We start from the raw sequence: 13,327 nt of genomic DNA on the forward strand, positions 1-13,327 counted from the left end.
GCTCCTTGACGTCTAAGGGAGGGAAATGGATGTAGGAAAGTTGTAGTACAAAGACTCACAATGTTCACTAAGTCGCTGAAAATAGTCATGACGTCCTTAACTAACAGGCGCGACTAAACATGCCAGAAGTTGGCTGTCGTTTGGCTGAACACCTGCGCCTTGTATATGTAAAAAATTGTCTAGAGTTGCTTGATTGCCGCTGGCCAGTCCACGCTGTTCATGATGCCCAGGGTCTTGAAGTGACCGTTGCCCAGCACCTCCACGAACAGCGCGCTACCGTACTCGGCGGTCACCGCATGGGGGTACCCGAGTGCTTGTTCGAAGTCATTGATGCAGGCACTGTGGGTGATCAGCACCAGGTTGCGCCCGGGTTGTTTGTGGCTGAGGATTTCTTCGCCCATGGCGTCGCCGCAGATCGCCAGCGGGCCTGGGGAGAGCAGGGTCTTGCCGAACATGAACTGCGAGGTCTGGGCGGTGCGGGTGGTGGGGCTGCTGAGGATGTCAGCGCTCTCCATACCCAGGGTTTTAAACGCTTTGCCGATTTCCTTGGCCTGCTGGGTGCCGTGGATGGTCAGGCCATCAGCGGGGCCGAAGCAGGGGTTTGACGAGCGGTCGCAGCGCTCTTCATGGCGCACAAGCACAACCACATTGCCGTCGCGCCAGCCAGCGAGCAAGCCTGAGGTGAGCAGGCGATTACCAACGCCCAGGTCCGGCGGGGACAGTGGCCAGGCCAGGTAGCCGGCCAGTAAGGTCCCGAAGAAGGCAGCCACTGCCATGCCCAGCCAGAGCTTCTTCAAGCGTTTGGCCCGGGCTTGGTATGAGCGCGATTTGGTCAGGGTCAGGTTAACCACGTTGTTCACCATCGACACGTTAGGCAGCGTTTTTTATCAAACAGGTGCAACTCTCTGAGTGCGCCCGTAGTGGTGCAGGAGCCTGTCATACAGTTGCTGTCTTTTTGCTGAAAATCGGTGTGTTAAAAGTTGCCAGTGCCGGCAACTAAAAAGTTGGTCGTTATTGGCAGTTGGTCGGCACTTTATGCGCTGATCGGTAGGTAACCGGTGAAATGCATGTGAAAAATTTGCGTGGCGAGGGCGGTCAGCCGTTATCCTCGATTGCAGTCCATTGGCGAGCGAGCATTCCCATGTTGCAGGTGCAAGGTGTCCATAAAAGCTACGTCACTGCGCAGGGCCCGCTGACCGTCTTGGCCGGCGTTGATCTGCACCTGGCTGAGTGTAGCAGCCTGGCGTTGATGGGCGAGTCGGGTAGCGGGAAAAGTACGCTTTTGCACCTGGTGGCCGGTCTCGATCGTGTCGACAGCGGCAGCATCCGCATCAGGCAGCAGCGTCTCGACCAAATGAGCGAAACGCAACTGGCCCACTGGCGCCGCACGGAAATCGGTCTGGTATTCCAGCAGTTCAACCTCATCGGCAGTTTGCGCGTGGACGACAACCTGGCCTTCCAGGCGCGGCTGGCAGGACGCTTCGATCCGCAGTGGCAGGCGCAGTTGGTGGAGCGCCTGGGCCTTGGCGACTTGCTCAAGCGCTATCCCGAACAACTGTCGGGTGGCCAGCAGCAACGGGTGGCGGTGGGGCGGGCGTTGGCGTCGCGACCGGGCCTGCTGCTGGCCGATGAGCCTACCGGCAATCTGGATGAAGCCACCAGTGATGACGTGCTGCAATTGCTGCTGGACCTGTTGCGCGACACCACCACCAGCCTGTTGATGGTCACCCACAGCGCGCGGATTGCCGCACGGCTTGATCGCCAGGTGGTGCTGCAGCGCGGGCATGTGCAAGCCCCGGATGCGGGTTGATGGCGGTATTCCAGTGGACCTTGCGCGCGTTGCTCAGCCATTGGCGGCGCCATCCCGTACAGTTTTTCAGCGTGCTGACCGGACTATGGCTGGCGACCGCCCTGCTGACCGGCGTACAGGCCCTGAACAGCCAGGCGCGTGACAGCTACGCCAGAGCCAGCCAATTGATCGGCGGCGAACCCCAGGCCAGCCTGAGTACGCCGGACGGCGCCAGTTTCCCCCAGGCGCTCTTTGCCCAATTGCGCCGCGCCGGGTGGCCGGTGTCGCCGGTGGTGCAGGGGCGGGTGGTGCTCAAGGGGCATGAAGACCAGCGCCTGCAATTGATGGGCATCGACCCGCTGTCGTTGCCCGGCAGTGGCGTGGTGGCGGGGCAGCGCTTGAGCCAGGCACAGATGCTCGTCTTCTTCGAGCCGCCCGGGCGCACCTGGATCGCTCCGCAGACCTTGCAGGCGCTGGGGCTGCACGCCGGTGAGCAGCCGCTGACGACGAGCGGGCGCACTTTGCCGCCGTTGCAGGTACAGCCGGACATGGCGCCCGGCATGCTGCTGACCGATATCGGCTTCGCCCAACCATTGCTGGACATGCCCGCGCGCCTGTCGCGCTTGCTGGTGGACAAGGCTTACGCCGCCAGCCAGCCCACGCCGCCGGCCGAGCTGCAACTCAAGCAGGGCGAAGACAACAACCTGTCGCGGCTCACCGAAAGCTTTCACCTGAACCTTGATGCGCTGGGCTTCCTGTCCTTTGTGGTGGGGCTGTTTATCGTGCACGCGGCCATCGGCCTGGCCCTGGAGCAGCGACGCGGGCTGTTGCGTACATTGCGCGCCTGCGGCGTGAGTGCGCGGATGTTGATCCTCGGCCTGGGGGTGGAGCTGGGTGCCTTGTCGATAGTGGGGGGCGTGCTCGGCGTCGCCAGCGGCTACCTGTTGGCCAGCCTGCTGCTGCCGGATGTGGCTGCCAGCCTGCGTGGCTTGTATGGCGCCGAGGTGCCGGGCCAATTGAGCTTGAGCCCAGGGTGGTGGGTGGCAGGGGTGGGCTTGAGCTTGCTCGGCGCCTTGCTTGCCGGCGCCAGCAGCCTATGGCGCGCGGCCCGCCTGCCATTGCTGGCGCTGGCCAATGCCCAGGCCTGGCACGAGGCCCATGGGCGCTGGTTGCGGCGCCAGGGCTGGGTGGCGGCGACGGCCTTACTGATCGCGCTGCTGGCGTTATGGCTGGGCGACAGCCTGGCTGCCGGTTTTGTGTTGATGGCGGCCTTGCTGCTCGGCGCCGCCCTGGGTTTGCCGGTGTTGCTCAACGGTTTGCTGGAGGCGCTGCTGGGGCGCAGCCGTTCGGTACTCGGCCAGTGGTTTCTGGCTGACTGCCGCCAACAATTGCCGGCCTTGAGCCTGGCATTGATGGCGCTGCTGTTGGCCCTGGCCGCGAATATCGGCGCGGGCTCCATGACCTCGGGCTTTCGCCACACCTTCAATAACTGGCTGGAGCAACGCCTCACCGCCGAGCTGTACCTCAACCCGCAAAACCCGGCCCAGGCCGAGCAACTCAGCACCTGGCTGGCGCAGCAACCGTTGGTGCAAACCGTGCTGCCTACCTGGCAGGTTGCGGTGCAATTACAGGGCAGGCCGGCGGATCTGTTTGGCGTGGTCGACGACCCTACCTATCGCCAGCACTGGCCGTTGCTGGAAGCGGCGAGCGCGCCGTGGGACCAGTTGCAGCAAGGCGAGACCCTGATGCTCAGCGAACAACTGGCGCGGCGGCTCGGCGTGACGCTGGGTGACACGGTCAGTATTCCCACGCCGCACGGTGTGTGGTCGCCCACCGTGGTGGGGGTGTACGCCGATTACGGCAACCCCAAGGGCCACGTGCTGGTCAACGCCCGGCACCTGCTGGCCCACTGGCCGAGACTGACGCCGGCGCGTTTCAACCTGCGGGTGTTGCCGGAAAACGTGGCGCCGCTGGTGGGTGAAGTGCAGCGCGCCTTTGCCTTGGAAGACAGCCGTATCGTCGATCAACAGCAACTCAAGGGATGGTCGAGCCAGGTGTTCGAACGCACCTTTGCCGCCACCGCCGCGCTCAACAGCCTGACCTTGGGCGTGGCCGGCGTGGCGCTGTTCATCAGCCTGCTGACCCAGAGCCAAAGCCGCCTCGGCCAACTCGCCCCGCTGTGGGCGCTGGGGGTGACGCGGCGGCAATTGATGCTGCTGAACCTGGGGCAAACCTGGCTGCTGGCGGTGCTCACGCTGCTGCTGGCGTTGCCGCTGGGCCTGTTGCTGGCGTGGTGCCTGGATGCGGTGATCAACGTGCAGGCGTTTGGCTGGCGCCTGCCGTTGCAAGTGTTCCCGTGGCAGCTCGCACAATTGCTCGGGCTGGCGCTGCTGGCCACGCTGTTGGCGTCGGCCTGGCCGCTGTGGCAGCTGTATCGCAGCCGCCCGGCGGACTTGTTGAGGACGTTTGCCCATGAAGATTAGGTCGTTGATGTGCGCATTATTGCTGCTGGCGGCCTGTGACAAAGTCCCCGCGCCACAGGAAAGCTTTGCCGGCCTGGGCAGCGACGCGGCCGACTTTGCCCAGGTGCTGCCTGGCAAGGTCTTCAGCTTTCCCGAGGATCACGGCCCCCACGATGGCTTTCGTATCGAGTGGTGGTACGTCACCGCCAACCTCAAGGACGCCCAGGGCAATGTGTTCGGCGTGCAATGGACGCTGTTTCGCAACGCCCTCAAGGCCGGGCCGACGCAAGCCGGCTGGCACGATTCAAACGTATGGCTCGGCCACGCGGCGGTCACCTCCGCCACTCGCCATTACGCCGCCGAACGCTTCGCCCGCGGCGGCGTCGGCCAGGCCGGGGCGCAGGCAGTGCCGTTCAACGCCTGGATCGACGACTGGAATTTCGCCAGCGAGCCCGGCGCCGCGAGCGCATTGGCGGCGATGCAACTCAAGGCCAGCGGTGCGCAATTTGCCTACGACCTGCACCTGACCTCCAGCCGGCCATTGGTGTTGCAAGGCGACAACGGCTACAGCCGCAAATCCGACCAGGGCCAGGCGTCGTACTACTACAGCCAGCCGTTCTTTACTGCCGAAGGCAGCGTCAGCATCGACGGCAAGACGTATCAGGTCAGCGGCCCGGCCTGGCTCGACCGCGAATGGAGCAGCCAACCGTTGACCGCCAGCCAGACCGGTTGGGACTGGTTCTCCCTGCACCTGGACCGTGGCGAGCAGTTGATGCTGTTTCGCGTGCGGCAAACCGACGGCGCGGCCTACCTGACCGGCACCTGGATCGACCGCGAAGGCCACACCCAGACCCTGCACAACGCCGACATCCAACTGGCACCGCTGGACACCACGGTGATCGACGGACGCCACATTCCCACACGCTGGTCGCTGAAGATTCCCAGTAAACAGCTGGATATCACCACCCAGGCCGTCAACCCGAACGCCTGGATGAACCTGAGTATTCCGTACTGGGAAGGGCCGGTGCAGTTTGACGGCGGGGTGGGTTACCTGGAGATGACCGGATATTAGGGTTGTTTCTGTAGGCGCTGTTTCTTCGTGAAGTAGGCCACTTCCCAAATGCATTTCAGCCCACCAGCGCTTGTGTCCGGGGCGTAGGTGCTTGCTTATATTTCGACGCCATCTTCTTTGCATCTCGGATGTAGGGCATCGCGCAGAGCTATATCAACGACCGCACAACGGACTACACCAGTTTGAAATCCCGCCTCATGGGCAGCGCCCCGAGCCAGCAGCGCTCCGATCATTTTGATGTGCTCAACCGGCACCTGCGCCCAGAGGGGGCTTAGTCGTGTCGTTTTTTCTTGCCTTCACCATTGTGCATTTTGGTGGGGCGTTTGTCGTTTTGGGGCTGGCGTTGTTTGCCGAATATACAAAACTCGACGAGGTGGAAGGTTATTTCAGTCATAACGAAAGGGTCCGCGCCAATAAGCGATTCTGGAGACGAAACCGGTGGATCGACAGGCAATACCGCATGCTGTTGATGTTTGATTTCCTGTCTGACTCAGCACGCTATGTGAAAGCAGGTGTTGTGACCGAGGCCGAGCTGGCGTCGGTTCCCTTAGGACTGAAGCGTTGGGTGTTGTGGCCTTATTACGTAGGTTTCATTTGGGTTATTGCAACAGTCGTTTGGACCGTTTGGCGTAGATGGGCCGATATCACCTGACCGGCACCTGGATCGACCGCGAAGGCTGCCCCTAGACCCTGTACAACGCCGACATCCAACTGGCACCGCTGGACACAGCGGTGATCGACGGACGTCACATTCCTACACGCTGGTCGCTGAAGATTTGGGCTGTCAGCTGGGGCTATTGGGGCACTTGGCTCCAGAGGGGGTCCGTTTTTTCCTACGCGAATTTCTCCTTAAAACCACATTTCTCTGAAAAAATACTGTACATCCATCCAGTCTTATCCTACATTCCATCCCAGGTGACCGGATGTCACCTGACCTTCAGTTTTTAACTATGGATGGATAAAAAATGAAATCGAAAAAAGCCTTTATGCTGGGCGCGGCCATGGCGGCCACCTGCTTTGTCTCGGCCTTTGCCCTCGCTGAACAATACCCTCACCTGGCTGCGCAAGCGGCGCCTCCCGCGGTCAAGCAAGGGTTGAAAAACGCTGCGAAGATCAAGGTCAACAAGGCGCCGACTGCCCTCAAGCAGCAACTGCAGGCGGGTGCCCAGTTGAAGAAACCGCTGTTTGCCGCCAAGGCGCAAGCCGACTCGGTGGTGGAAGACAACACCGCGCCGGCCCGGGTGACCCAGGTACAAAAAGCCACGGCCCAGTCGGCGCCCGCCGTGCAGGCCGTGCAGGCCGTGCAGGCCGCGCTGGTCCAGGGCTGTGAGCAGACGCTGGATGTCAACGCGCTCTACACGATCAATGGCGTGCAAACCGGCGACCTGCTGTGCTACCACTTCAACCTGCCGCAGAAAGCGCGAATCAACGTCCTGCTGGTCAACCAGACCGCGGGCACCGACATGTCGTTGTCGCTGTTCCAGGATGACGGCCAGGGCAATCCGCTGCCTTTGGGCACCTCGAACAACCCTGGTACTGGCGATGAAAGCCTCGGCGGCGTGGTGCCGGCCGGCGATTACTACTGGTTCATGGAAGCCAACGCGGCGGTCCAAGGGTCGAGCTTTCAGTTCGGTGTTGCGGTCGATACCAACCTCGACGCCTTTGAACCCAATGACACCCCGGACACGGCCTTCCAACTGCCGGACACCCTCAACTACATCAGCGGCAATGCCGACAGCCTGGATGACGTCGATTACTTCGATTTCACCGCAGTCCGTGGCCAGAGTGTCGGTATTGCGCTGACGGCCGATGCGGCCAGTGGCAGCACGCGTAACAAGTGGATCCTTGAGCGTTTCGATGGTGCCCAGTGGGTCACCGTGGGGGCCAATGTCCTGTCGACATCGATCCCGAGCCCGGGCGTCGGCGGCGTGGTCAAGGTGCGTGTGCGGCCGAACCAGCACCCGAATGAGCCGTGGAGCGCGACGGGTAAATACAACCTGTCGTTTGGCTCCAATCCACGGGTGAACAACCCGGATGTGAAGGGCGAGGCGAACGTGTTGCGCATCCCGTACTCGGCTTCCGACGTGGGCTACGGCTACATGACCACCCAAGCCTATCGGGACCTGACCTGGACCATGGGCCTGTCGGACAGTACCGGTGCGCCACTGGTAGGGCTGCACCCGGTCGTCTACCTCGACCAGCACATCAATCCGGACACCGGCAATATCGTCTACAAGGCGTATTCGGCGGCGACCGGCAGTTCGGGGCTAGCGTCGGGCACGATCAACGTGGGCACCTGCTTCGGTGATTTCCAGACCACCTTTGTCGATTACGCCCAGGGCTACAAGAACACCTGGCGTACCGACTTCAACTACGGCGTGTGGCGCATGGAAGTGCTGGAATACCCAGGCATTGGTGTCGGTGGCGATAACACCGAGTTCGTCAGCTTCGGCCACCTGTGCAAACAGACCTTGCTGAGCAGCACCAAGAGCTGAACATGATTGACCCGTAGTCCCCAGGGCATACAGGCCAGGCGCCTGTATGCCCTGTTTGCGTTATGGCGCAAACGCCAGTTTCAACGGCAAGCGCGCCATGCTCGTATTCTTCAACGAGCCCAGGTACAACCAGTCGCCATACTCCCGCGCGGTGGTGATCGGTGAGTAGTTGCCCGCGCTGCCATCCTGCAAATTAGCGATGACCTTACCCTCGGTATCCAGCCCCAGCACAAAGGCTTTGCGCTCGATGGGCTTGGGCACCACCATCAGCGCGCGCACCATCACCTTGCGCAGCAGCGGGTAGCCGGCAAAGCTGTCCAGCAACGGATTGCGCGGCGAATACAGCGCGACCCAGAAGCGGTCCTGGCCATTGAAACTGAGGTTGTCCGGCAGGCCGGGCAGGTTGTCGATAAACAGGTCATGGCTGCCGGCGCGGTCGCCCTTGAGCCAGTAACGGCTGATGCGGTAGGCACCGGTCTCATTCACCAGCACGTAGCGTTCATCCGGCCCCAGGGCCACGCCGTTGGCGAATTGCAGTTGGTCGAGCAGCACCTCGGTGCGGGCGTTGCTGAAGTCGTAACGCAGCAACCGCCCGTCGCCGCCATGCTCGATCACGGCTTCACCGTCCTGCCCGTAGCCCCAGCGGCTCGAAGCATCGCTGAAGTACGCGTAGCGCCCGCTGGCGTCCACGCTCACGTCATCGGTAAACCCGAACGGCACGCCATTGGCCGCAGTGCTCAGGGTGGTGAGCTGGCGATTGCGGTCCAATGCCAGCAGGCCCTTGACCCCATCGGCGATGATCAAGCGCCCATCCGGGTGCAGCGCCATGCCCAGTGGGCGCCCGCCGGTATTGGCCAGCACTTCCAGGCTGCGGCTGTCGGGCGAGGTGCGGATGATGCGCCCGTCATGCAACCCGCTGATCAGATAGCCCTGGGCATCCAGCAGCAGGGCCTCGGGCCCGTCGATGTCTTGGGCACCGATTTTTTGTACGCCCTTGAGGCGCTGGTTTTCGGCGTAGGGGCCGTCTTTCAGCGAGGGCGCCTTGGGGGGGACCCAGTTCACCGGTTGTACTGGGGTGGGCATCAACAGCAGAAAGGCGATCACTGCCAGGAGCAGCACAAACAACAGGTGGCGCAGTTTTTTGGGGCGGGTACTCATGACGGTTCCTGGTTGTCGTGGGGGTTCGGTTCCCAATGCAGGGTGCCGAACAGGTAATCCATCAGCGGCAAGACAATATTGAAGTTGCGCCCCTGCATCAGCTCGCGACGGTGGTGCAGGGCGTGCAACCGGTGCATCTGGCGAATCCACGGCAGGCGTGCCAATGGATGTGCGACGGGCAAGTGCTCACAGGCGTGAAACACTTCGTAAAGCAAATAACCGAGGATCATGCAGCCAGCAAACAATCCGGCGACATTGGGGCTCAACTGCTTGAGCAGCCACCAGGCGGGCAGGGTGATCGCCAGGCTGTGCAGCACGATCAGCCAGGCGGGGAACAGGATCACCCGCCAGTCGCGAGGGCTGTCGTAGGTCATGTGGCCGGGGGTGAAGAAACTGTGGTGATCGCCGGTGTGGCGCGCGTAGAACAGGCGTGACAAGGCATGTTTGTGATGGCCGAGGTGACGGTGCACCAGGTAGATACACAGGTTGAAGAACACCAGGGTCGCGGGCACGGTCAGCCATTGCAGCGGGGTGATTCGATGCGTCGATGACCAGGCCAGGAGGATGCTGGCGATGCCGTAGCCGAACACGAAACCGGCATGCAGCCAGGGGTTGTAATGGGGCGCGACATTGGCGCGGTAGCGGGCGCGAAAGGTCTCGGTAGGGTGGGCCATGGCGGGGTGCTCGGATTTTTTTTGTTGGAGGCTGAGCTTAGTTGGTGCTCAAGATTGTGCGAGCTTTTGCGGCGTACCTCCAACAAGCCGCCTCCCATATTTCGACCGCGCCCGACCAGTGGCCCCTTGCGCCTGCCGGATTTCCTTGCTAGCTTCTCGCAAAATGTTAACGATAACATTTGCTCTAACAATAAAAACAAAACAGAGACCCACGCCATGAAAATGCTTCCGAAAACCCTGTGTTTATTGGCTGTAAGCATCACCCTCGGTACCGTTTCCCCGGCCTTTGCCGACGCCGCCAAACCGCTGCGCATCGGCGCGTCCTTCCAGGAAATCAACAACCCCTATTTCGTCACCATGAAAAACGCCCTGGAAGAGGCGGGTGCCACCATCGGCGCGAAACTGATCATCACCGACGCCCGCCACGACGTGTCCAAGCAGGTCAGTGACGTGGAAGACATGCTGCAAAAGGGCATCGATATCCTGCTGATCAACCCTACGGATTCGGTCGGCGTGCAATCGGCGGTCAAGTCCGCCCACGCTGCCGGCGTGGTGGTCGTGGCGGTCGACGCACAGGCCGAAGGCCCACTGGATTCCTTCGTCGGTTCGAAGAACTTCGACGCCGGCTTCCAGGCCTGTGAATACCTGGCTAAGAACATCGGCGACAAAGGCAATATCGCGATCCTCGACGGCATCGCCGTGGTGCCGATCCTCGAGCGTGTGCGCGGCTGCAAAGAGGCCGTGGCCAAGCACCCGGACATCAAGATTGTCAGCATCCAGAACGGCAAGCAGGAACGTGACCAGGCGCTGACCGTCACCGAGAACATGCTCCAGGCGCAACCGACGCTCAAAGGCATTTTCAGCGTGAATGACAACGGCTCCCTCGGCGCACTCTCGGCCATCGAAGCCAGTGGCCTGGACGTGAAACTGGTCAGCGTCGACGGTGCGCCGGAAGCGATCAAGGCGATCCAGAAACCCGGCAGCAAGTTCATCGCCACCTCCGCCCAATACCCCCGCGATCAGATCCGCCTGGCCCTGGGCATCGCCCTGGCGAAGAAGTGGGGCGCTCAGGTACCCGCCACCATTCCAGTGGACATCACCCTGATCGACCAGGCCAAGGCCAAGGACTTCAGCTGGTAAATCACCCAGGCCCCACGTGCGTCGTGGGGCTTGAGGCCATCCTTCTGAATACGAGGTCGGCGGTATGAGCAGTCTTCTGAAGCTGGAAAATATCTGTAAGCGTTACCCCGGTGTGCAGGCCCTCAAGTCCATCGACCTGCAGGTGGAGCGTGGCGAGATTCACGCGTTGCTGGGGGAAAATGGCGCCGGCAAATCGACCCTGATGAAAATCCTCGGCGGCGTCGAACATCAGGACGAAGGGCACATCCTGATCGATGGCCAACCCCGGCATTTCGCGACCTACCGCGATGCGATTGCCGCGGGCATCGGCATCGTGTTCCAGGAATTCAGCCTGATCCCCTACCTCACGGCGGTGGAAAATATCTTCCTCGGCCATGAGCTGAGCAACCGTTTCGGGCTGCTGCGCAAGCGCGAAATGGTCGAGGCGTGCGAAGCGTTGTTCAAGCGCCTCGGTGTGACGATTGACCTGAAGTGCGCGGTCAAGCACCTGAGCGTGGCCGAGCAGCAGTTTGTCGAAATCGCCAAGGCCCTGGCCCTGGATGCGCGCCTGCTGGTGCTGGATGAACCGACCGCGACGTTGACCCCCAGCGAAGCCGAGCTGCTGTTCGACATCATGCGCGAGCTCAAGCGCCAGGGCGTCGCGGTGATCTTTATCTCTCACCACCTGGAGGAAATCTTTCAGGTGTGCGACCGCATCAGCGTGCTGCGTGACGGCGCCAATGTGGGCGTCACCGAAGTGGCCGACAGCGATATCGACCGCCTGGTGGAAATGATGGTGGGCCGCCGCCTCGAATGCAGTTTCCCTTCCAAGCCGAGCAGCGAGCGTGGCCCGGTGTTGCTGGAGGTCAAGGACATCCAGCTGGTGCGCAACGGCCCGCGCAACCGCTTCAACCTGCACAAGGGCGAGATCCTCGGCTTTGCCGGCCTGGTGGGCTCGGGCCGCACCGAACTGGCCCTGGGCATGATGGGCGCGCTGCCATCGGTGAGCAAAGACGTGTGGCTGCGAGGCGAGAAAATCACCCTCGACGACCCCGCCCAGGCGCTGGCCCACGGTATCGGCCTGCTCCCTGAGAGCCGCAAGAGCGAAGGGCTGATCACCGATTTCAGCATTCGCGAAAATATCTCCTTGAACAACCTGCCCAAGTACCAGGGCGCCTCGGGCCTGATCGACAAGGCCAAGGAGTGCGCCAGTGTCGAAGACCTGATGCGCCAGCTGTCGATCAAGGCGCCCAGCGGCGAAAGCCGGGTGTTCAACCTCAGCGGCGGCAACCAGCAAAAGGTGGTGATCGCGCGTTGGATCAACCACCACTGCGACGTGCTGGTATTCGATGAGCCCACCCGTGGCATCGATGTCGGCGCCAAGGCCCAGATCTACGCGCTGATGCGCAGCCTGACCGAGCAGGGCTACGCGATCATCATGATTTCCTCCGAACTGCCCGAAATCATTGGCATGTGCGACCGCGTCGCCGTGTTCCACAAAGGCGCCATCGTCAAGCTGCTCGAAGGCTGCGCCGTCAATCCTCAAGAGGTCATGCGCCATGCAACAGGGGGCTCAAGTGAATACGTCCATTAACAGCGTCGACACCCGCCGACTGCGCCTGAACCTGGCGCAGCTGGTGCGCTCGCCGGCGTTCTATCCCTTCGTGGGGCTGGTGGTGGTGACCCTGGTGATGATCCTGGCCAGCGACACCTTCCTCACGGCCAGCAACCTGTCGAATATCGCTCGCCAGGTGTCGATCAACGCGATTATCGCGGTGGGCATGACCTGCGTGATCCTCACTGGCGGTATCGATTTGTCGGTGGGGCCGGTGATGGCCTTGTCCGGCACCCTGACCGCCGGCCTGATGGTCGCGGGGCTGCCGCCGGGCCTGGCGATTGGCGCCGGCATGCTGGTCGGCGTGGCCTTCGGTATCGGCAACGGACTGTTCGTGGCCTACCTGCACATGCCGCCGATCATCGTGACCCTGGCGACCATGGGCATCGCCCGTGGCCTGGGCCTGATGTACACCGATGGCTACCCGATTTCCGGGCTGCCGGAGTGGTTCGGCTTCTTCGGTCGCCAGAGCCTGTTCGGCATCGAAGTGCCGATCCTGATCATGCTGATCACCTACTTTGCCGCCTATGTGCTGCTGCAACACACGCGCATCGGCCGCTACATCTACGCCATCGGTGGCAATGAAGAAGCCGTGCGCTTGTCCGGGGTGCGCGCGGCGCGCTTCAAGTTGCTGGTGTACGCCATCAGCGGGCTGACGGCCGCGATTGCCGGGCTGGTGCTTACCTCGCGCCTGATGAGCGGCCAGCCGAATGCGGGGGTCTCGTTCGAGCTGGATGCGATCGCCGCCGTGGTGCTGGGTGGTGCGTCGATTGCCGGTGGGCGCGGGGTGATCGTCGGCACGTTGCTCGGCGCGATGCTGCTCGGCGTACTGAATAACGGACTGAACATGCTTGGCGTCTCGCCTTACGTCCAGAGCGTGATCAAGGGCGGGATCATTTTGCTGGCGATCTTTATCAGCCGTCAGCGCCATCGATAAACCTCT

At 62.0% G+C, this 13,327-nt stretch carries 11 protein-coding genes and 1 pseudogene; 9 read left to right on the top strand and 3 right to left on the bottom strand.

Annotated features, from left to right (window positions below; translation table 11 throughout):
• Window positions 1-179 precede the first annotated feature (179 nt).
• The gene (locus P2T68_RS13265; protein WP_024076381.1) at window positions 180-863 is read right to left on the bottom strand and encodes a histidine phosphatase family protein; all 684 of its coding nucleotides are present in this window, start codon (window positions 861-863) and stop codon (window positions 180-182) included.
• Window positions 864-1,141: 278 nt separating this feature from the next.
• Here P2T68_RS13265 and P2T68_RS13270 point away from each other — a divergent pair, with 278 nt between their 5' ends.
• From P2T68_RS13270 to P2T68_RS13295, 6 genes and pseudogenes are all read left to right on the top strand, one after another.
• Window positions 1,142-1,810: an ABC transporter ATP-binding protein gene (locus P2T68_RS13270; protein WP_277379458.1), complete on the top strand. Its 669-nt coding sequence runs from the start codon at window positions 1,142-1,144 to the stop codon at window positions 1,808-1,810.
• Entirely contained in the window at window positions 1,810-4,272 is a 2,463-nt protein-coding gene (locus P2T68_RS13275; RefSeq protein ID WP_277379459.1) for an FtsX-like permease family protein, read from the top strand. Before P2T68_RS13270 ends, P2T68_RS13275 begins: the two co-directional genes overlap by 1 nt.
• On the top strand, window positions 4,262-5,323 hold the full coding sequence (locus P2T68_RS13280; RefSeq protein WP_277379460.1) for a lipocalin-like domain-containing protein: 1,062 nt from the start codon (window positions 4,262-4,264) through the stop codon (window positions 5,321-5,323). Before P2T68_RS13275 ends, P2T68_RS13280 begins: the two co-directional genes overlap by 11 nt.
• A gap of 277 nt (window positions 5,324-5,600) precedes the next feature.
• Window positions 5,601-5,975, top strand: coding sequence for a hypothetical protein (locus P2T68_RS13285; RefSeq protein WP_024076376.1), 375 nt, complete (start codon window positions 5,601-5,603; stop codon window positions 5,973-5,975).
• Window positions 5,969-6,100 (top strand): annotated as a pseudogene (locus tag P2T68_RS13290) (iron ABC transporter permease); the annotation flags it as partial. The gene P2T68_RS13285 and the pseudogene P2T68_RS13290, both read left to right, overlap by 7 nt.
• Window positions 6,101-6,288: 188 nt before the next feature.
• On the top strand, window positions 6,289-7,818 hold the full coding sequence (locus tag P2T68_RS13295; protein WP_277379461.1) for a hypothetical protein: 1,530 nt from the start codon (window positions 6,289-6,291) through the stop codon (window positions 7,816-7,818).
• Window positions 7,819-7,878: 60 nt separating this feature from the next.
• Here P2T68_RS13295 and P2T68_RS13300 read toward each other — a convergent pair whose 3' ends face one another.
• Entirely contained in the window at window positions 7,879-8,976 is a 1,098-nt protein-coding gene (locus P2T68_RS13300; protein ID WP_277379462.1) for an SMP-30/gluconolactonase/LRE family protein, read from the bottom strand.
• On the bottom strand, window positions 8,973-9,650 hold the full coding sequence (locus P2T68_RS13305; RefSeq protein WP_024076373.1) for a sterol desaturase family protein: 678 nt from the start codon (window positions 9,648-9,650) through the stop codon (window positions 8,973-8,975). Before P2T68_RS13305 ends, P2T68_RS13300 begins: the two co-directional genes overlap by 4 nt.
• 216 nt (window positions 9,651-9,866) lie before the next feature.
• Here P2T68_RS13305 and P2T68_RS13310 point away from each other — a divergent pair, with 216 nt between their 5' ends.
• The 3 genes from P2T68_RS13310 (at window position 9,867) to P2T68_RS13320 (ending at window position 13,321) form a co-directional block, all read left to right on the top strand.
• A complete protein-coding gene (locus tag P2T68_RS13310; RefSeq protein WP_024076372.1) occupies window positions 9,867-10,790 on the top strand; it encodes a substrate-binding domain-containing protein in 924 nt (307 codons plus the stop codon).
• Window positions 10,791-10,854: 64 nt separating this feature from the next.
• A complete protein-coding gene (locus P2T68_RS13315) occupies window positions 10,855-12,363 on the top strand; it encodes a sugar ABC transporter ATP-binding protein (protein ID WP_024076371.1) in 1,509 nt (502 codons plus the stop codon).
• Window positions 12,329-13,321 (top strand): sugar ABC transporter permease, encoded by a 993-nt coding sequence (locus P2T68_RS13320; RefSeq protein ID WP_024076370.1) that lies wholly within the window; start codon window positions 12,329-12,331, stop codon window positions 13,319-13,321. The genes P2T68_RS13315 and P2T68_RS13320 overlap by 35 nt, the downstream gene beginning before the upstream one ends.
• Window positions 13,322-13,327 lie beyond the last annotated feature (6 nt).

The sequence above is a fragment of the Pseudomonas sp. G11 genome, assembly GCF_029457515.1.
Classification (GTDB): domain Bacteria; phylum Pseudomonadota; class Gammaproteobacteria; order Pseudomonadales; family Pseudomonadaceae; genus Aquipseudomonas; species Aquipseudomonas gorinensis.

Coding starts and splice junctions, on each gene's coding strand:
- P2T68_RS13300 (WP_277379462.1), bottom strand. CDS start 8,976: ATGAGTACCCGCCCCAAAAAACTGCGCCACCTGTTGTTTGTGCTGCTC.
- P2T68_RS13275 (WP_277379459.1), top strand. CDS start 1,810: ATGGCGGTATTCCAGTGGACCTTGCGCGCGTTGCTCAGCCATTGGCGG.
- P2T68_RS13305 (WP_024076373.1), bottom strand. CDS start 9,650: ATGGCCCACCCTACCGAGACCTTTCGCGCCCGCTACCGCGCCAATGTC.
- P2T68_RS13295 (WP_277379461.1), top strand. CDS start 6,289: ATGAAATCGAAAAAAGCCTTTATGCTGGGCGCGGCCATGGCGGCCACC.
- P2T68_RS13270 (WP_277379458.1), top strand. CDS start 1,142: ATGTTGCAGGTGCAAGGTGTCCATAAAAGCTACGTCACTGCGCAGGGC.
- P2T68_RS13280 (WP_277379460.1), top strand. CDS start 4,262: ATGAAGATTAGGTCGTTGATGTGCGCATTATTGCTGCTGGCGGCCTGT.
- P2T68_RS13315 (WP_024076371.1), top strand. CDS start 10,855: ATGAGCAGTCTTCTGAAGCTGGAAAATATCTGTAAGCGTTACCCCGGT.
- P2T68_RS13310 (WP_024076372.1), top strand. CDS start 9,867: ATGAAAATGCTTCCGAAAACCCTGTGTTTATTGGCTGTAAGCATCACC.
- P2T68_RS13320 (WP_024076370.1), top strand. CDS start 12,329: ATGCAACAGGGGGCTCAAGTGAATACGTCCATTAACAGCGTCGACACC.
- P2T68_RS13265 (WP_024076381.1), bottom strand. CDS start 863: ATGGTGAACAACGTGGTTAACCTGACCCTGACCAAATCGCGCTCATAC.